Origin of the sequence: uncultured Sunxiuqinia sp. (genome assembly GCF_963974515.1) — a bacterium.
Taxonomy (GTDB): Bacteria; Bacteroidota; Bacteroidia; order Bacteroidales; family Prolixibacteraceae; genus Sunxiuqinia.
In genome coordinates, this window is record NZ_CAXBDD010000005.1 from 1 (window position 1) to 21,244 (window position 21,244).

Here is a 21,244-nt window from a genome sequence, read left to right on the forward strand (position 1 = left end):
CCGCTTCGGAAATGTATCGATATGTGAAAAATTAGTTAGTTAGTTAGTTAGTTAGAGTCGAATCTAGCGATTGGTAACAGAGGCTGTCCATTATCGACAGCCTCTTACTGTAACTTTCAGGCTGATATTGATCCACAAATTGTACAAAAGGAAAGAATGAATGATCTTTAAATACTACCAAAAGAAGAGGAACTGATCCGATGACACTGACTATTTTGTAAGAAGCATTTGCAAAGTTGTCAGCTGCTATTGCAAGAATAGGGAGCCTTGGGCGTTGTCGTGTTCCAATTCGGGATAGACGACTTTATTGATTGCTTTGGGTGAATTGCCTATGGCTTCTTTTCCTCGCCGCCTTCCAACCTGTGGGCGTTCATGTTGGATCCGGGCCAGGCGAAGATCAAGGCTTGCAGTATCTGTTTATCGAATTCGGATTTGATTTCAGGACGAAGCCGTTTGCTGATATAATCTTCTCCAGTAATTACGGACATTCGTGGTTCTGGGAGTTTCGGTGAATATAGTGGCGTTGATTTTTCACTAAAAATGAATGTGTTCATAAAATCCATTGCCATACTTGAGGCGGCATTTTGATTTGGCTGAGCTGCGGAATGCAGTGGCGACTTCGGAGTCATTGTGCCACAATAAATGGCAACGAATGTTCGCTGGTCAGATAGAGCCGTCTGAAAGCTAATGAGGAGGATCTCTTCATCACAGTAGGGAGAGTCTCCTCACTATTCCGCCATGATAAAGTCTGATGTTCTGGAAATGACGACACCAGCCAACAGAGTCCGGCCTGCGCCGGAATGACGCCAAACGCAGGAGTGCAGCGTAACCCGGGCTTTCACGTTTTTGCGTCTTCCCTCCTTTGCGTAAAAAAAGACAGATCGCAGCTGGCTTTTTCCCCACCAAGTTATTTACCATGCACGGCACATAATAAAAAGAGACTGGCACATGGAACATGACCAGTCTCTCTCATTTCAAAATACGCTTTGCTTGCAACCAGAACTATCTTTTCACAGTCCTGACACTGAATATATGGCCAGTCCGGTGCCCTTCGTGCGGAACCAACTTCACCATTACTTTGCCACCATTCACCGTGAGACGGTCCGGCAGTTCGTAAAGTTTGTAGAAGAACTCTCCGGGTTGAGCGTTCGAGAGATTCTCTGTCGCTATTTTCGTGTCATCGACGAAGATGTCAAAGGTTAACGATCCTGGGAAACCTCCCCAGTATTCGAATGCCAGGGACATGGGCTGGCCTGCGTGCACGCCCATCTCAAAGGAGAACCATCCTCCGCGGTCGGCCTGGCGGTAGTGCCTATGCTTGAACTCATTGGCCCAGGTTTTTTCGCTTTTGAAATTGTGATCACGTTCGGGCTGCATTTGTCCTGGCTGAAAGAAATCGACAGTCATGCGTTCTATTTCCTTCTGCTGCTCTTGTTTGGCTTTGTATTCCGCTTGCTTCTGGTCCCAGGTTTTTTCATTAAACAGATCAAAGTATACGGAATAACGCCTTTCGTGAGTCTCAAAGAATGGCTTAAAAGTGATATCGCGCGGACGGCCTACTTCTGTTGTTTTGAAAGTGTTCGGCTCTCCTTCAACCAGCTCGGTCCAATCTTCGGGATTACGGGATTCGGCCATCAACACGGGAACATACAGCAGTTTTGACGCGTCGGGGTCATCTTCCGGCCCCAGGTCGCCGGCCAGTACCAGTGGCCCGTACATCAGGGCAACACGGTTCTCATCATCAGGCATGCTTTCCAACCGCAGCGAAAACGGCATTTTCACTTCCACTACATCACCGTTTTGCCACTTGCGGTCAATGGCGATAAAGCTTCCCGGTTGTTGTTTGACCCGCTCCGACTTGCCGTTCACGAGAATTTCAATGCCATTTTCCGCCCAGTAAGGGTAACGGATTTGCAGGGCAAGCTCTACCGGTTGCTCACATGAAAACATCAGGCTGGTTGCTTGTTCTTCGGGGTAGTTGGTTTGCTGAATCAGCTTCAGTCCTCTCTCTTTCCAATTCAATTCCGACGCAATAAATTGGCTGATATACAGCTCCTGATTGTTGTAGTAGTAGATGTCTTTTCCATACTTCGAATGATTTTCCATGCCGGTGCCGACGCAGCACGTAAACCAATGCGGATCCTGGTAAACTTTATAGCCTCCCATTTCAAGCGAGAGATTGTAAATGACACGTCCGTCATGCGGGTGTTGCGACGAAAGAATGTGATTAAACAGCGCCCGTTCGTAGAAATCCGCCACTTCGGGTTCGGCTTCCCACTCAAAAAGGTGGCTGGAGAGTTTCAGCATGTTGTACACATTGCAGGTTTCGGTTGTACCATCGCTGAGGCGATCGCGCAGCGTATCGGCAGGGCCAAAGTATTCGTGATCACAGTGTCCGCCGGTAACGTAAGAATGGTGGTTTACCACGCGGTCCCAAAAGAACTCAGATGCTTTTCGATCAGCTGAATCAGCAGTCAGTTCATAGCGACGGGCCAGTCCAACGAGCTTGGGAATTTGTGTATTCGCATGTTTGCCGGGCAGGATATCCTTTTCGTGCGCCAGCGAGTCAAGGATGGATTTGTGATGAAAAACATGAGACATTTCCAGGTATTTGTCATTGCCGGTAGCTCCGTACAATTCGGCCAGTGCCTCGTTGATTCCGCCATGTTCGCAATCTAGCATCTCCTGTACCTGTTCATCGGTCAGGTGTTCGACAACTGTGTACAGCCAGTCAGCAAACCGGATGTTTACGTCCAAGGCTTTCTTGTTCTCACATAATTGATAGGCGTCCATCAACCCCATCATCACTTTATGCTGTGTGTAATAAGGCACCCAAATTCCGTTTAAGTCAAAGCCTTTGGAGCGGATATCTCCTTTGGCCACTTCTTCCTCCAGAATGCGCTTTCCATCTGGAAATGCACCGATATAGCCTTCTCCGTCTGCCTTCTGGCAAGCGTCCAGTTCTTCAACGATGTAGTTTGCCCGATTGAGGAAGCGCTGGTCACCGGTGGTTTTATACATCATGCAAATGGCCGATAAATAATGCCCAAGGCTGTGGCCGGCAATGGTGTTGCTTTCCCATCCTTCATAATGTTCGGCTTTAGGTTTCAGTCCGGCTTCGCTACGGAATTTGGCCAGCAACCGATCTGGTTCATAACTGAGCAGTGACTGGACATTGAGCTCCGTGGCATGTTTAAATGGGCCATCCAGCAACTTCACATCCTCCAGGGGAAAGGTTAACACTTTGAAGTCAACAACTTCACCTTCTTCAGTTGAAATCCGCGGTTCGGCAGAGTTACGGCATGAATGAATGGTCCAAGTAATCAGGATCAGCAACAGAATGGGTATTGATTTTATAATTTTCATCGGTATCGTGTTTTTGAGCGTTAGTCTTTAAAGAGGTTTGTCGCGCTGTGGCAGGAAGGATTTTCTTTGAAATCAGAAAAATACCGACTGACTATTTCATATAAATCAGGATCATATTTTTTCATATCTTCCCTTGTGTTCACCCAATTGTGTTTTCCGTCAGGAAACTCAACTTCAGCGTTTACATTGAACCAATTTTGCACACCTTCGGCCCAGTACTCATAAATATTGGTTGCGGCATAGGTTTTCTGATATTTGCCAGCGGCAATCGCGGCATCCAGTTTATCCTGCAAAAGTTGGTTGAATGTTGTATCCAGCGGGGCAATGCCAATCAGATGAATGGCGTGGGCAAACTCATGAATCGCAATGTCTTCAGCATGATATTTATCAATTTGAAAGCAAAGCAGGTTTTCTTCGGCGCAGGTGGTCAGTGGCAGCTCCATGTCGCCACCCAGGCCGCGGGCGCGCAAGTCCCAGTTCAGTGTCGTGTCGTTTGCCAGGTGAGCATGTTCCGGAATGTTGGTGGTGCCTTCATACCGGGCCATGATGCCCATGCGGGCTCTCATTTTAACCATTTGGGTCAGTGTCTCTTCTGGCAAATCCTTAGTCATAAAGTCGATGATGCGGCAGGCTTGCACAAAAGCTGAGTCAGGCACCCGCCATGAGCTAACCACCGCAATGCCGTTGACGTCTGCGAATTTCTTATAAAAGGGGTCGAGGTTCAGTTCTGCTGGCGGGACGGTGACTTTGTACTCCTGCTCAGCCTTTGAATGCTGCGCCCCGGCTAAATTTGCCGAAGCATAGACCAGTACTAATAGTACAAAAATTCTTCTTAAATTATTCATAATCATTTAATTGGAGATATTTATTTGTTTTTTGCTACCAGACGAACCATAACGATGCCATGGGCAGGAACGGTTTTCTTTAGTTTTTTCGACGTGTCACCCAAGTATTCGTGCTCCCACAGGTCGTATACTGTGTAGTCCTGCTTGTGCAGCTTTACCTCAGTGGCAAAATACATGGTTTGTTTTTTCCAGTCGTAGTTGAGTACCCAAGGTTGTTCGGTGCGATTCATAAAGCAGATCGCTATTTCGCCGGCATCGAGTGGTTTAGCCCAAATTTCGTGTTCGCCCATGTCCATGAATTTGCGGGCTTGTTCGCCTTTCGCATCCTGGTTTATGGCAATCACATCGGCATTGGTAAGTATCTCGCGGGTTTGGTCGTCCATATTGCGGATATCGTTTCCGGCCATCAGCGGCGATGCCAGCATGGCCCACATAGAAAAGTGGGTGATGTATTCATCTTTGGTCATCCCGCCGTTACCGATTTCCAGCATGTCCGGGTCATTCCAGTGACCTGGGCCTGCATATTTGTACAGTTCGGCCTGCTTGTCAATAATGTCGAGCACGCCAACTCCACCCCAATCGAATGTACATTGATAACAATCGCGAATATCAGCCGTAGTTCGCCACAAATGACCAATTCCTTCGGCCCATTCCCAAGGCTTGTTGTCCCCCCATTCGCAAATCGAAAACACGATTGGACGTCCGCTGGCTTTCAGAGCATCGCTCATGGTTTTGTAGGCGGCTTTGGCATCCTGGCCTTCATCGAAGCACCAGTCATATTTTAGGTAGTCCACGCCCCACGAAGCGTAGGCCCGCGCATCTTGAAGCTGGTATCCGCGGCTTCCCGGGCGAGACTGGCAGGTCATAGCCCCAGCACAGCTGTAAATACCAAACTTCAACCCTTTGGCGTGGATGTAGTCGCCGAGGGCTTTCATACCTGAGGGGAAACGTTCCGGATCTGGAATGATATTGCCCAGACTATCGCGACCAATCTGCCAGCAGTCATCAATCACAAGGTATTCATAGCCTGCGTCGCGCATGCCTGTGCGAACCAAGGCGTCGGCCATTTCCATGATTAGTTTCTCACTCACATCGCAACCAAATTTATTCCAGCTGTTCCAACCCATGGGTGGAGTTGCAGCTAATTCGTCAAATTTTTGCGACCATCCCGTTAAAACGGCAGCACAAAGCATGATGGTTAATAATAGTTGTTTCTTCATTATAGTATCTTATATTTCATTCAACGTAATCTCATATTTACAGCAGTCGTTTCCCCGATGGATGGAGAAAATGTATTTTAAACGGTTACCTATTTTACTTTCCATTCGAGAATGCCGGCTGAGACGTCCTTTCCCAACTGAGCCTGGATGCGAATGGCTTTTGTTTTTACCGGCTTAAAATGAACGGTGTTGTACTGATCGACGGCAGTGGTATAAGTGTCAGGTGTTTCCACCGCCCGCCAGATTCCTTTGCCGTCTTTCACTTGAAGCGACCAGCTTTCCGGAACCCGGTAATTGCCATCGTAATGATCCATGTTGAGCCAGTAAACCGACGCCCCGGAAAGGCTTACTGGTTCTTTAAACTGATATTCAACCCACTCTTCGGAACCTTCCTTTAGCCACCAGTAGAAATACGATTTATCGGTGTCGCCTGAACTTTCAGGCTCAAAGCCATCGTTTAATCCAGGAGCCCAACCGCTGGAGGCCATTGCAATCGCTGAGTCGGTTACTGATGGCACTGGTTTTGGTACAGTTGTAGCTTCTTGATTCGGCAGCCAAACCAACATGTTTGAGGTGCCGCGATTGTTCCATGCGTAGTACGGAATGGCTGTCAGCTCAACCGGTTCAATTACTTTTTGATCCTGTTGGAGCAACACCTGGCTTCCTTTCATTTTTAATTTGACCACACCTCCCAAGAGTTGCTTGTCAAATTCGGCATCAACCTTTTCATCGGGTGTGGCAAAATTGTCGAACAGGAAGCTGTCGTTGTTGTCCTTATCTTCGAAACAGTAAACCAGGGGGCCGCGCTGGTATGCCAGTTTTCCCCGGTTGTTTGTGACTTGCTCGTTGGCGACTACCCTACGCACCGGCATGGGGAGATTCAGGGTGAGTTTATCTCCTGCTTGCCATTCTTTCGAGATACTGATGTAACCGCGTTCAACTGTTGTTGATTCTTCTTCGCCATTTTGCTGCAGGGAAAAGGTTTCCGACTTGTCTTCGGCGAAATGATACAGGTCAGAAGGCACTGGTTGATTTTGAGCCCATCCGGGGATGCGTATTTTTAGGGTGAAACGGCTGGATGGAGCTTTGTCGATTCGAATCGTTACTTTCCCATCCCACGGATACCGGGTTTGCTGGCTAATGGAAATAGTATCTTGCCCAAATGGGATCTTTGCGTTGCCTTCGGCGAATAGGTTCACATACACGGAATGGGAATCGGTTGTGTACAGGTAGCCCGGCACGGAAGCCATGAAACGGGTAATGTTTCCGGGGCAGCAGGCACAGCCAAACCAGGGAGCGCGGTCGTGGTTATTCACCGATTCGAGTGGGTTGTCGTAGAAAAACTTATCGCCGCTGAGTGAAACGCCTGCAATAACACCGTTATAGAGCGATTGCTCCAGAACGTCATAATATTTGGCATCGTGTTCATAAAGAAACAAACGATAATTCCAGTACACATTTGAAATGGCAGCACAGGTTTCGCAATACGCCGTCATGTTGGGCAGATCGTAGTTGGGGCCAAAACCTTCGCCTTGAGCGCGCGAACCGATGCCGCCGGTGATATACAGTTTTTTGGAAACAACATTCTCCCATACCCGCTTGGTGGCTTCCAACAATGGCTGGTCGTGCATCAGCGAAGCCACGTCGGTTACTCCGGAGTACAAGTAGCCCAGGCGTACGGCATGGCCAACAGCTTCGTTCTGGTCAACAATGGGTTTGTGATCCTGGCTGTATTCACTCAGTTGGTGTCCGTCGGTTCCTTTTCCGGTCTCATCAATAAAGAAACGGGCCAGTTTCAGGTATTTTTCATTATTTGTTACCCGATAGAGTTTTACCAACGCCATTTCGATAATCGGATGCCCCGAGGGGACTTTTTTCTGCCCTTCACCCGGACCAAAAACCTGGTTGATCAGGTCTGCATTTTTAACGGCAATGTCGAGCAACGAGCGTTTGCCGGTAGCCTGATAATGAGCGACAGCTGCTTCGTACAAATGACCGCAGTTATACAGTTCGTGACTGTTCAGCCGGTCCCAGCGTCCTTCACCGTACCAGCCCTTCAGGCGGTCACACTCATTGGTCAGGCAGGTGTACAGGTAGCCGTCATCTTCCTGCCCTGCCGCAATCAGCTGAATGACGCTGTCGAGGTAACTGTCCAGTTGGCCATCGTATTGTACGGCGAGCGCGTATGAAGCTCCTTCGAGTACTTTGTAGATGTCTGTATCATCAAACGGGAAATCCCCCTGATGCTCACCTTCAATTAAGTTACCGGCCAGCGCGAAATTGTCCAGGCGCCCTGTTTCTTCGCATTTGCCAAAAGCTGACGGAATGGAGACTGTTCGGTTAATTTCGATTTTTGGCGCCCAGAATACATCGGTTAGCTGCACAGCAGTAAAAGGTACCGGATTCAACGGGGGAGTTACTTGCTCTTCTTTCTCTTTGCAGGAGGATAATAATGATAGTAGAAGAATAAAATAGTATGGTTTCATTTAATTGGTTTATCTATGTTTGTGTGAGCGGAGTTATTCAGGATTCTCAGGGGGTGTTTCCCTGGCACAGCATATTTTGTATTAAAAGTTGAAGTTCAGTTCGTAGGTCTTCTTTTCGTCCATTCCTGATTCGTGCATCATGTAATCTGCGATCCACAGGTACCTCTTTTCATTTCCAACAGTTGCTTCTGATAGAAAAACATGATATCGATCCCAATGATTATCAGAACGGAAAAAGAGTTTTCGCAGATCATTTACCTGGAATTGTCCGTTTGTCAGGGAATAGACGAACAGCGGCGTTTCTTTAATTACACTCGACCACTTTGTGTGATCATATTCTGCTGGATACAGTTTTACTTGTGCATCAATGGGATCCCCGTTTTTTGTTGCTGTAATCAACATTCTATCCGCAAAATCTTCATACATTAAGTCGTTGATAAGGCCAGCCTTCTTTTGGTTTCCCACTTTGTTAATGATTTTAACTGCATAATCGCTCCAGTAGGATTCTTCGTCAGGCGTGTAGCAGAAATCATTCATCAGACAGTGATCGGGCATGAATTTCTCTTGGCTCAATGGGTTGTTAGCTGCTTCAATGACATCGATATACAGATCGGTTACACCCCGGAAGTGCCCCAGTTCGTGTGTAATGGCCCGATAGGTGTACACTCCAAAATGATCGTTGTATTTGTTTTTAAAATCCTCTGAGCCGTTAATCACGAGGATTGTTCCGATGCCTCTGTCATCGCCGCAACCGCCGCCGTATTCTCCGGCTTCAGCGCCTTCATAAAAGAAATCGTAGATTACTCCCAATTTGAAAAATGTGGTATCCATTTGTTTAATTACCTTTTCATTAGCGCCATTTTCGCCCCAATACGAACAGCCGGAATACACGATAATATCGTTCACATCTGGTTGAAACACATAAGTGCGTTTTAATAGTTTTTTCCTGTCGCTGTTGTTAAAACGAGCGTTTATTTGCTGCCACTGTTTGGTCAACTCGGTTTTAAAGTAGTCGGGTGTTTTTGAATTCCAGCCTCTTTCATCAATGGCAATTTTCACATTGATATAAATGGTGTCGCCATTATCGTAATCAGGCAGATATCTTGTGTCTTTACTGACAAGGATATCATTGTCACTGGGTGAAGAAGATGAGCATCCTCCCATGATCAACAAGATGAAAAGGAAGAAAACCAATCTTTCCTCCAATTGTCCGGATACGGCTATTTTCTTTTTAGTTCTGATCATTAGTATTTCATTTTGTAGATTGACTTGATGATTTCGTAATCTCTTTTGCATTGCCTGAAGTTTCCGGGACAAAAGTTTCCCCGGAAGAAATCTTGTGCATAACACAAATTACCAAAATTTAAGAGGGGCGGAACTGTAGTATTGTTCAAAAAGCTCAAACGCATGTTCAAAGTTTGCTTCTGCCGCACTCACAATCAACAATAACTGAATATGACCTTCCATTCATGCACTGATGAAGTGCTTTTTGGCATCTTTATGAAAAGCCCCTTGCATGAAATATATTGGCTAATGGCAAAGAAAAGCAGCAGGGCCAACTACAAAATTATAGTGGCCCTGCTTTTGAAGGTTACTTTAATTATGCTGTTTAACCTATTCTATTCAACCTCCCATTCGAAAATTCCGCTTGCATGTTTTTCGGGCAATATGACTTCAAGTTTAATTGCCGTTGTTTTTACCGGTTTGAAAGAGACTTCGTTGGCCAGTCCTTTCTTTACGGTGTATGGCGATGTAGCTTCTACCGGCACCCATTTGCCATTTGAATCCCGGTAGTAAACCTGATAGGATTCAGGAACGCGGCAACCGCCCCATGGACCGTCGTCATACCAGAAAACGGCGGTGCTGCTCACGGTTTTTGCCTGGTCAAACTCATATGAAATCCATTCGGTGGTTCCTTCCTTGGGCCACCAGTGGTAGTACGGAACCGAACGGTCGTTTTCATCTTTCGGAACCAGGCGGTCATTAATGGCGCTGATGGCTTTCACCGGGTGCGAAGCCTCAATTTTGCTTTCCGAAGCAATTGTTGCCGGCTGTACCGGGCGTCCCGAACTTAAATCGTTGGACAGCCAAACAGCCATTTCACCACTTCCACGGTGCGCCCAGGCATAATACGGGATCAGGTTCAACCCGACATCCTTTACCTCAATTTTACCTTGGGTATTGTAGCTCAAAAGCTGTGCGTCGGCATGGATCATATCAATACCGTATAACAGGTCGGGCTGATGCTCAACGGTGAATACCGGTTTCTTAGGGATAACAGCGCTTAATACGCTGAAGTCGTTATCGGGCCACTCGGCACAATAAACAATAGGGCCACGTTCGACAGACACTTTCCCCCGGTTGGCTTCCACCAGCGGATGAGCTTTTACGGTACGTGGTTCCATGTCGAAGTGGATTTCCACTTTATCGCCTTTCGCCCAAAGGCGAGAAATGGTGAAATAACCGTTGGTCAATTCGCTTGTAGCCAACTCTCCATTCACTTTTACCGAATACGAAAGTTGTTTCCGGTCAGTGAAGCTATACAGGTCACTGGGTACTGCTTGTCCCAACACCCATCCCGGCAAACGTATTTTGAGGTTGAAATTTTGCTTCTTCTTCGGTTCAACCTCCAACTCAATGTCGCCTGACCAAGGATAGCGGGTGGTTTGTTTTAACCCAACTGTTTTGCCTTCAACTTGAATTTCGGCCTTGTTTGATAAAAACAGGTTGACATACAAATCCTGATTATCTACCGCATAAATGTATCCCGGGACGGAAGGGATGAAACGGGCAATATTGGACGGGCAGCATGCGCAACCAAACCACGCTTGGCGCTGATGTTGACCAATGGATTCAAGCGGATTGGGGTAGAAAAACCCATCTCCATCGAGTGAAACACCACTGATGAGTCCGTTATAAAGCGTGCGTTCCAATACATCGTAGTATTTTGACTCACCATGTAGCAGAAAGAGGCGGTAGTTGAGGTAGACATTGCCAATGGCGGCGCAGGTTTCGCAATAGGCCGACATGTTGGGCAACTCGTAGTCCTTACCAAAAGCCTCGCCGTGGTTGGTCGCACCGATGCCTCCGGTAATATATAGCTTTTTGCCTACGATATTTTCCCAAATACGGTCGATGGCGTGAATATAAGAAGTGTCGCCGGTGAGGGCGGCCACATCGGCCATGCCCGAGTACATATAGGCAGCGCGCACCGCGTGCCCTACAGCTTCGGACTGTTCAATCACCGGCAAGTGCGACTGGCTGTATTCGGTTTTAATGGTCGTGTAACCACGCTTGTCGAGCAGGAATTTTGCCAGGTCGAGGTATTTCTGCTGACCGGTTAGCACATACAACTTGGCCAGGGCCATTTCAGCAATCTGGTGACCGGGAACAACACAGGCCTGTCCGGGCTGATCACCCACTTCGTGAACGGCGCAGTCGGCATATTTCTCTGCAATTTCAAGAAAAGTAGTTTTCCCTGTGGCTTGGTAATGGGCAATGGCTCCCTCAATCATGTGTCCGAGGTTGTATAGCTCATGACTCAGTTCTTCTTCTTTTTCCCAGCGTTTTTCGCCGGCCCATTCGTGCGGATGAGCCGGGTTCATGGTGCGCGATGTGTACAGGTAACCGTCGGGCTCCTGCGCCGCGGCAACGATGGCTAGCACGCTATCGATGTAGTGCTCGAGCTCGGGATTGGCGAAGGTTTGAATCGAATAACTGGCTCCCTCGATGGTTTTGTAAACGTCGGTGTCGTCAAAGGAGTAGCCTTTCACTTCGATGGTATCGCTGGGGTGCGCTGCCCGGACAAAGTTTTCGTATCGTCCGGTTTCCTCACACTTGCTAAATGCGAGCGGAATGGTTACCTCACGACTGGCTTTCAATCGCTGCCCCCAAAAGGAGTCGGAGATCTTAACCGCCGTGAACGGAACTGGGGAAATCGGGTATCCGGCAGCCTTTTTGTCTTCCGCATTGCCTGCCAAACACCCGATACAAAGAATGATTGTGAAAAATTTCTTCATGATCTTATTTCGTTTTGAACTTAAGTTGAATTCGTTTTCGACAGAGTTGCCCTGAACCTTTGGATACAGAACTACCTTAGCTTCCATCAATGCTTAGGGAGCAATTTAATACTTTCCTGGTCAGCTTTACACGAGACAATAGAAAATCAAAATGCAACCCTAAATAAGCTCACGCCAATGCGCAGCCAGATGGTTTAGCAGACCTCGAACGCTTCCGAGGTCTGCTAATTTTTTCAAATTATAACTTGGAGTACTAGTTATATCCCGGGTTTTGTTTCAAATTCGGGTTTGTGTTTAATTCTTCCAAACCTATTGGAAAGAGTATGGTATGATTACCTTTTGGAGTATGATTATACCAACTTTTTGTCTGGTAAACACCAAAGCGTATCATGTCGGTACGGCGGCGGAATTCAGCAGCAAATTCCCAGCCCAGCTCATCAAGAAAGCGACCATACTGTACAGATGCCTGATTTCCAGGATCATCTATGCTCCCGTCCTCTGCCAGAGTCCCGTATTGGATAGTTGTATTTCCTTCCAACTCAGCTCCTGTTACTTCGGCTTTGCTAGGATCGTCGAAGTTACGTTCACGTACCTCTGAAACAATTTCGGCTGCCTCGTCACTTTTGCCGGTTCGGAGTAAGCACTCCGCTTTCATCATGAGAACATCCGCATAACGGAAATAGGGCAAATCGTTACTCATATTGCTTTTGCAACCTACTGCGATTTCATATTTCCGTACCCGGTACCCGTCTTCAAATGCACAATTGTATATACTGGGCATTTTATTCACCAGGGTCATGACTACACTTCCGTCAGTTGCATTGATTTGATCTCCATGCAGCCAGGTAGCATCAAAACGTTTGTCGTCAGGATCGTAGCTGTTAATAAATTGAGGGTTTGCGCTTGAACCACCCCAAGGCTGGGCGCTCATGTTAAATACATACCGATGGTCGGGGAGCAATTGTTTCATATGAGCGTTCCAGCCAGTGCCGTAAATTTCATCATATGGAACTGCAAATACAATTTCCTTTGAGGTCTCGTTATTGACTTTAAACGGTGCCCGGTAATCTGGTTCAAGAATAAAGTTCCCCGAAGCAATAATTTTGTCACAAGCCTCGATACATTTTGTCCATTCCGCTGCTCCCTTATATACTTCCGCATTTAAATACATGCGAGCAAGTAGCTGCCAGGCGGTCCATTGAGTTAATCTGCCGTAAGTGCTTTTATCAACATTCGCTGGTAGGTTCGGCAATACGTCTATAAGTTCATTGACGATGAAATCGTAAACTTCGGCGCGATTTTTTTGAGTAGGAACTTCATCACTGTATGAAATAACAAGCGGGATATTTCCGTGCGTGTCGCAAAGAATAGCATACCACAGGGCGCGCAAAGCCCGTAGTTCAGCCGTTATAGCCACCATTTGATCTTCATCAAGAGGCAGTGAACCAGCATCGACCTGGCTAATTACCCGGTTTATATTGTTGATTGCTTCATATGATGTCAACCACGTATTTCGGGGTTGCCATTGTTGGTTATCCCACGTGTGAAAATGCATACGTTTGTATGTGCCTCCGTCGTCCCAACCATTTGGGCGGGTAGGTGTCACAATGATGTCGCCGGGCTCTTCCTGTACGTCAAACAATCCTTGCCAACCCATAATGTAGCGAAGGGGTGTATAGCCCGATGCGGTCAGTGCCACAATATCATTTTCAGTGGCCGAAAATGAAGATTCGGTAACCTCGTCATATACTTCTTCATCGAGGTTAAAACATCCCCCGAGTAAGAACAGTATGCCCAAGCTCAACAGGGTAAATCCTGATTTCAGGAATGATCTTGTTGCGATATATTTTTTCTTCATGGTCGTTTCATTAAAAAGTTACGTTAACACCAAATGTATAAGTACGGGTTGTGGGATATTTGTCGCGGTCGTCGTTACCTGGTGACAGCCCGGTTTGTCTTACCTCGGGGTCTATCCCTTTGTAATCAGTTATTGTTGCCAAGTTCAATCCCGACACATAAAAGCGTAGGTTTTTTACGGTGTTTCTATTATTTAAATTGACTGTATACCCTAAAGTCGCGTTGTCAATTTTCCAGTAGTCCCCGTCTTCAATGTAGTAGCTCACAAAGCGCTGGACGTCAGTTAAAACAGCTTTGCCGAATACTTTGTCGAAAGCGGGATTCAACGTATTGTATCCAATGGTTGGATTCTCGTAAAACATCCGGGAGAAGTTAAGGATTTGGTATCCAAAAGCTCCGCGCATGTTCACACTAAGATCAAAGTTTTTGTATTGAAAATTATTGTTCCAGCTGAGGTAGTATTTGGGGATTCCATTTCCTAATACCTGACGGTCGTCGGTTGATGATTCGGTCGCCGGAATGCGTGTTCCGTCGGGTTTTTCTATGATCCAGATTCCATCGTCAGTAATATCCACCGTTTTTAAGCCATAGAATTCACCAATAGGGCCACCGATTTTTATCCGGTGTGTTTCAATCTGGATTGGCTCTCCAGTATAACCTGCATAGAAGAAGTCGTTGGTTGTTTGGAACTTATCGTTGGACAGGGAGACCAATTTGTTTTTATTGGTTGAAAACGTGAAGCCCACATTCCAGGTAAAATCAGATTTTTGTATCGGGACAACATTTAATAAAGCTTCAAATCCCCGATTTCTGATTTCACCAACGTTGGCGGCTATTGACCCATATAAGTACGGGGGAGTGGGAACGCTGTAGTCCCACAACGCATCTTTCGTCAAACGATTATAGAAGTCAACGGCTCCACTTATGCGTCCTTCGAATAAATCAAAGTCAAGGCCGATGTTAACTTCTTCCTTTTTTTCCCATCTTAGGTCCGGGTTCGCATTACGGACAGGGACCAGTTTGCGCACCCAATCGCCATTGTAATAAAAGTAATCACTGTAGTTTAGGCTGCTTAACGAGTTATAGGAATCCAATACATTGGTGCCTGTTACTCCATATCCAGCACGCAGTTTCAAATTATTAATCCAATTAGTGTTACTCATGAACGATTCTTCGTTAATGCGCCATCCAATGGAAACGCCGGGAAAATTACCCCATTTATGGTCATCGCCAAATTTGGATGAACCTTCACGACGGATACTGGCCATAAGCAAATATTTGTTGGCAAAACTATAGGTAACTCGTGAAAAGACGGCAATTAGTTTATCTGAGTTTTTGTAAGAGTCCATCCCTGCTTCGCCTTTTGGCAAACCACTTCCAATGCCGATATTGTTGTAGGTGTATGAGTCTGTAGGAAAGTACTTGTTATTTGCCCAAAACCCTTCATTCATATTGTCTTCATGGTTATATCCTCCGAGGACTGAAAAGCTATGGTTGCCGATGGCTTTTTTATAGTTGGCTGATAATTCAGCATAGTTGCCAGTATAGTTGTCTGTTCCTCGCGAAGCATATCCCCCGGCACTATATTTTGTATTGGAAACGTGATTCTGAGTCTCGTAATATCCGCGAATATTGGAGTTTCCTTTCCGGGTGTACATCCCTTTCAAATCCAGACCTTCAATTGGGCTGTATGTTAAACCGGCGGTGAAGCGCATGTTTCGGTAACGGTTTTCGCCGTCAGCTTCTTCAATGTAAGCTACCGGGTTGTCATAAAAGTATACGTCTCTCTCAAACCAACTCCCGTCTTCATTTTTTACGGGTTCGGTAGGATTCCGGATAATGGCCTGGCGATATACATAATTGTTAAAACTGTACCCGTCGCCTCCTGTCCAGTACTTTTGTTCACTGACAATCGTTCCAATATTGGCAACTAACTTCCCATCAAACATGCTATGGTTTACATCAATACGTCCGGTGTATTTTTTATTGTCTGATTTAATGAAATTTCCTTGATTATCTTTGTAATTTATTGACGCGGTTAGGTTTGTGTTTTTGTTTCCACCGCGAAAAATTACATTGTGGACATGACTGACGGCTGTGCGGGTAAGTTCATCAAGCCAATCGGTGTCAGACCCGAAATCCTTTAAATTTGCTCCTGTAAACGAGTAACCCTGATCCCATTTCTCCCTCAATTCAGTTGCGTCCATAAAATCAAGTCTGCGACTTATGTCAGACATGGAAACATATCCGGAATAATCGATGGTCGACGCCATTTCATTCGTACTGCTTTTTGTCGTAATAATAATAACCCCGTTTGTGCCACGAGTGCCATAAATAGCCGAAGCTGAGCCATCTTTCAGTACATCAACAGATTCAATATCTTCCGGAGCAACTGATTCAAGATTTCCTGGCACGCCGTCAACCAATACCAAAGGATTAGAGGTGCCTAGCAGAGACGAGTTTCCGCGAAGCATGATCACTGCCCCTTCCGTTGGATTGCCAGATGGAGTTGATATCGTCAAACCAGCAACTTTCCCTTGGATGAGTTGCGCGGCATCTTTAACTGCACCTTTTACAAAATCATCCGATTTAACAGACGCGATGGAGCTAGTCACATCGCCTTTTTTTATGCTTCCATACCCAATGGCAACAACTTCTCCGATGCCAATCAATTCCTCCTGCAAGCTTACCTGAATTTCCGTTTGGTCCCCTACTGGTACTTCGAGCGATTGATACCCGATAAATGATATTAGCAACACATCATTGGGAGTAACTTGTAGGCTAAAGCGACCATCCGCGTCAGATACTGTACCACTTGTGCTTCCTTTAATAAGAATGGCGGCCCCGGGTATCGACTCTCCGCTTATCGTTTGAACATGACCTTTGACTAATTTGCCCTGCTGGGCATACGTTTGATTTGCAACGGCTCCTCCATTGGAGATAACTGCTGTAAAGAGGATCAGAAAGGCCGTAAACTTCAATTCTAGCAGAAGTCTCTTTGACAAACAATTTCGACTGTCACGGCTACATTTTTTTTTCATAAGCACAATTTTTAATGGATTATTAACTGAAAATTTCTAATGCAAAATGTCTTAAGTCTTAACTTCACAACCAGGTTAGGGATTGCGACTTCCATTACCACGATAATGCGAGCCGAAAATTGTAGAATATTCCTGCGACAGACTTTCACCATTGTGTAAAAAAGTGAGACAGATGTCCAGACGATGTTTATACCCATTGGAAACAGGGATTTTGCGTCGTTTCAGTACGGTCAATGATGTGTCTGGTACTCAGCCAAGTCGCTTTATGCTCCTGGCTGATCGTATTTCATAATCCTGATTCTGTGTCGTTCTGGAGTGGCTGTAAAGAATCAGGCGTTAAAATACTCCCTCGGAGATTTACCGTAAAACTCTCGGAAACGCCGGGTGAAATAGGTTGGACTTGAGAATCCGGTTTCATAGGCCGCTTCCGAAATGTTGCACTTTCCGCACGAAATGAGTTTTACAGCCTCTTTGAGCCGGATAGCACGGATAAATTCGGTGCTCGAGCAACCAACCAGCCCTTTTAGTTTCAGGTGAAGCAACGAACGGCTTACGCCCATTGCCTGTTTTAGCAAGGTCACATCAAGATCGGGGTTACTGATGTTTTCTTTGATGATCGCAGTCAGTTTCTCGATGAAGATTTTGTCTGACTCGGAATGGGCCATTTTCTCGATCTGCAAGGAATCATCCGACTTGAACCGTTCGATCAGTCGTTTCCGTGTATTCAGGATGTTCTCGATGTTTTGATCCAGTATCTTGGGGAAAAACGGCTTTTCGATGTAATAATCGGCTCCCGAACGCAATCCGCCCAGTTTGCTATCCTCTCCGCTTTGCGATGTCAGCAAAATGATCGGAATATGTGAAACTCTCAGGTCTGATTTCAGGCGTTGGGTGAGTTCCAAGCCGTCTAAGTCCGGCATCATTATATCACTGATTATCAAATCGGGGGTGACGGATTCCAGTTTCTCCAACGCTTTCATACCGTTCAGTGCAGTTACAATCTGGTATTTCAACTCAAGAGTCTCCTTCATAAAGCTGATTAATTCAAGATTGTCTTCAACAATTAAAATCGTAGGTTTGGAAGAAAAGACATCCGGGTTGACCAATTCACTTTTCCCTTGATGAATGAGCTGCATTTCGGGAACTTCCCTGCATGGCTCATATTGAGCTGGCTGAGTGGATATTTCCGTTTGGTTAAAATCTTCTTTGCTGGCGGGGAGGCATACGGTGAAACTTGTCCCTTTGTTCACAATACTTTCAACGGTGATGTTTCCTCGATGCAAGATAACCAGGTTTTTTACGAAAGCTAAGCCAATTCCTGATCCATTGTTGTGGCGTTGTCCGTCTTCAATCTGGAAAAAACGGTCAAAAACTTTTTCCAACATCTCGGGTGTGATGCCTTTCCCTGAGTCCGAAACCCGGACAATCAGATCAACCAGCTCTTGGGAGCTCCGGTTTGCACGCCTTTTTAACTCGACTGAAAAACGGATTCTCCCACCTTCGGGAGTGAATTTGAAGGCGTTAGACAGCAGGTTGAAAATAATTTTGTCCACCTTGTCGACATCCATCCAAGCAGTTTTCCCGGCTTGAGGAAAATCAAGCTGAAAATCAATGTCTCTGCTATCTACCAAGTTTTCGAATGAATTAGAGATTTCTTCCATTATGGGACGCAGTGAGCAAGGTGAAACTTTCAGGTTTTCTTTTCCATTTTCAATTTTCCTGAATTCCAGCAATTGATTGATTAATTGAAACAATCTGTTGGCATTACGTTCTATTCCAACCAGCTGTCTACGGAATGCCGGGCTGAGTTTTTCTTCTTCGATAATCTTTTTGAGCGGACCCAGTATCAGTGTTAGCGGGGTTTTAAGTTCATGCGAAATATTGGTGAAAAATTCGAGTTTTACCTTGTGAATTTCATCGGCATGTACCTTTTCGCGATGCTCCAGCTCAGCCAGCGCTTTTGATTTTTCCAGATTTTTACCGACACGGAATACCAGGATGAATATCAAAACCGCCAATACAAAGTAAAGGGCAAAAGCCCAATTGGTTAACCAGAAAGGAGGCCGGACAATGACAGTGAGCTGCCGTTCTTCAGATTCGTTTTGGTTGTCGCCCATCGATCCTTTTACTCGGAAGGTGTAAGTTCCGGGGTTGAGGTTGGTGTAAGTGGCAAAATTTCTATTGCCCACCGTGTTCCATTCCGTTTCAAAACCTTCCAGAAAATACGCATACTGGCAACGTCCGCCTGAAGAGTAACAAAAAGCGGTAAACTCAATGGTAAATACATTCTGGTTATATTTCAGCACAAGCTTGTCAAGTTTGTTAATTGACCTGTCAAGGCTTTTGATATCGCCCGGACGGAGTGGTTTGTTGAACAGCTGGATGCCCGTAAATACAATCGGTAGTTTTTGTAGATCGGTTGATTCCGCATCTTCGTTAAATGAAATCATCCCGTTGTTACCTCCAAAGTATATGTTGCCATTGCTGTCGGTAAACGATGCGCGGTAATTAAACTGATTGAACGGTATGCCCGAGTTACTGTCAAAAAGTGTATATCTATTATGCCCAGGTGAGAATCTGATCAGTCCTTTGTCAGTACTGACCCAGAACCAGCCATCTTTGCCTTCCTCCAAACTAAAGATCCAATGAGCCGGAAATCCGTTTTCCGGATTGAAATGCTTGACAGTTCCCTGCTCGGGATTGTAACAACACAGGCCTTTATAGCAATCCCCAATCCAGATCCGGTTATCCGAGTCGGCTTTGACGAAGTTAATATTTCTCATCTCGGGAACGAGATCGAACGTGTATAGCGAATCGTTTTTCGGGTCGTACTGAAAAATTTGCGCGGCCGAAGAAAACCAAAGCAAATCATTAATTGAGCTAATGCACTCAAACTGAATGCCTCCTATAATGTCTGGTTTGAGTTTCCGAAATGTTTTGTTTTGTTTGTCAAAAACGATAATTCCTTCCGTCGTGGCAACGTAAATGGAGCTATTGACTTGAAAAAATTGGTAGATTGAATTAGATATCTGGATGGGCGTGTTCTTTTTATAGTAGTGGCTGAAACGATTGGTTTTTGTGTTCAGGATGTTAATTCCGCCGGTATAGGTACCAATCCATAGCTCATGGTCATTCACAAAAAGCAAGTCGTGCAGGTTGTTGTAAGAAAGGTTGTTTGGGCCGTCTTCTGACGCGTAATGCGTGATCTCTCCGGTTTGAATGTCGAGTTTGTTCAGTCCCTTGTCTTCCAATCCAATCCAAAGATTTTTATCCTGGTCCTCGGCCAGGCAGCTGACCACATTGCCTGTGATTTGCCATGTCCCGTAACCCGGAGCCCAGGTGCGAAAAAACTGTTTTTCGCCACGCCAGAAATTAATACCTCCAAAGTACGTTCCCAGCCAAACATTGCCTTGTTTATCGCAAAAAGCGTCGTAAATCGGGTCGGTGTTCAGTCCGTTTGGCTCAGAAAGCTTATAGTTGTGAAGGTTCAATAGATCTGTTTCCCCGTTATAGATAGCCAAGCCCGATTCGGTGCCAATCCAGACCCGTCCCCTTTGATCTTCAGTAAAACAATGAACGAGGTTGTGGGGAATGTGGTATTGGTTCTTTCTTTCTTTGGCATAGAAGTGGGATTTGCCACTTTCCATATGTAGACGTGCAACGCCAAAATCTAATGAGGAGATCCACAAGTTCCCGTGGGAGTCAATCAAACGTAAATCATGCTGAATTGGATTGAGTTCACCGGGAAGATCGTATCTGTTTAGTTTTTGCCGGCTATGACTATAGGCATAAATAGTTGCAGCATTGGTTGAAAAAGCGAGCCAGTCACCTTGTTCATAAACTCCTGTAAATTTAATTTGATCAGGCAATTGGTGCAGTTTGAATTTCTGTCGCAGACTTTCGCGTTGTCCGCTATGCTGGTCTAAAAAAAACAACTCGTTGTTTTGGCAAACCCAAAATCCATTGGTGGTTGGCACAATGGCAGTTGTCGGGCCCAGCGCGGTTAAAAGCGGGTGCGGGAAGAAACACTCCTTGTCGCTGTCGAAGTAGTAATACTTTTCATTATTCGTTCGCGCAATGAGTATTGAATCGCGGGTCATGAAAAGTTTATTGCAAAAGATTTTAACCGGAAGATGGTCGCGATCAAAAGCCGGGAATTCGCGAAAAGTTTTTCCATCGAAGCGAACATTGGCCGATCGCGTTGCCGCCCAGATAAACCCATCTGAATCCTGAACGATACTTTTGACATAAGAGGAAGGCAACCCATCTTCTGTCGTGTAATGCAGAAAATGTACCGGCTCATCGTTTTGTGCTTTACTTTCATGTTGAAATCCCAAAAGCATGAATACGCATATCAACAACAAGCAGCAGTTCAGTATACGATGGTTGTTTCCCTTCTTGCTCATAAAT

Annotated in this window: 10 protein-coding genes; all 10 read right to left on the reverse strand. The window is 45.8% G+C overall.

What is annotated here, in order from left to right:
- Positions 1–329: 329 nt before the first annotated feature.
- Positions 330–488, reverse strand: coding sequence for a hypothetical protein (locus AAC033_RS02535; protein ID WP_339735041.1), 159 nt, complete (start codon positions 486–488; stop codon positions 330–332).
- A 514-nt stretch (positions 489–1,002) separates the two neighbouring features.
- A complete protein-coding gene (locus tag AAC033_RS02540) occupies positions 1,003–3,366 on the reverse strand; it encodes a beta-L-arabinofuranosidase domain-containing protein (protein ID WP_339735043.1) in 2,364 nt (787 codons plus the stop codon).
- A gap of 20 nt (positions 3,367–3,386) precedes the next feature.
- Positions 3,387–4,211: a hypothetical protein gene (locus AAC033_RS02545; protein WP_339735045.1), complete on the reverse strand. Its 825-nt coding sequence runs from the start codon at positions 4,209–4,211 to the stop codon at positions 3,387–3,389.
- A 20-nt stretch (positions 4,212–4,231) separates the two neighbouring features.
- Positions 4,232–5,431 carry a glycoside hydrolase family 27 protein gene (locus tag AAC033_RS02550; RefSeq protein WP_339735047.1) on the reverse strand — a complete coding sequence of 400 codons (1,200 nt, stop codon included), beginning with the start codon at positions 5,429–5,431 and terminating at the stop codon, positions 4,232–4,234.
- Between the two features lie 89 nt (positions 5,432–5,520).
- On the reverse strand, positions 5,521–7,917 hold the full coding sequence (locus tag AAC033_RS02555) for a glycoside hydrolase family 127 protein (protein ID WP_339735049.1): 2,397 nt from the start codon (positions 7,915–7,917) through the stop codon (positions 5,521–5,523).
- A gap of 81 nt (positions 7,918–7,998) precedes the next feature.
- The gene (locus tag AAC033_RS02560; RefSeq protein WP_339735051.1) at positions 7,999–9,162 is read right to left on the reverse strand and encodes a hypothetical protein; all 1,164 of its coding nucleotides are present in this window, start codon (positions 9,160–9,162) and stop codon (positions 7,999–8,001) included.
- Between the two features lie 374 nt (positions 9,163–9,536).
- Entirely contained in the window at positions 9,537–11,936 is a 2,400-nt protein-coding gene (locus tag AAC033_RS02565) for a glycoside hydrolase family 127 protein (RefSeq protein ID WP_339735053.1), read from the reverse strand.
- 253 nt (positions 11,937–12,189) lie between these two features.
- On the reverse strand, positions 12,190–13,794 hold the full coding sequence (locus tag AAC033_RS02570) for a RagB/SusD family nutrient uptake outer membrane protein (RefSeq protein WP_339735055.1): 1,605 nt from the start codon (positions 13,792–13,794) through the stop codon (positions 12,190–12,192).
- Between the two features lie 10 nt (positions 13,795–13,804).
- Positions 13,805–16,834: a SusC/RagA family TonB-linked outer membrane protein gene (locus AAC033_RS02575; protein WP_339735057.1), complete on the reverse strand. Its 3,030-nt coding sequence runs from the start codon at positions 16,832–16,834 to the stop codon at positions 13,805–13,807.
- Positions 16,835–17,163: 329 nt separating this feature from the next.
- The gene (locus AAC033_RS02580) at positions 17,164–21,177 is read right to left on the reverse strand and encodes a two-component regulator propeller domain-containing protein (RefSeq protein WP_339735060.1); all 4,014 of its coding nucleotides are present in this window, start codon (positions 21,175–21,177) and stop codon (positions 17,164–17,166) included.
- Positions 21,178–21,244 lie beyond the last annotated feature (67 nt).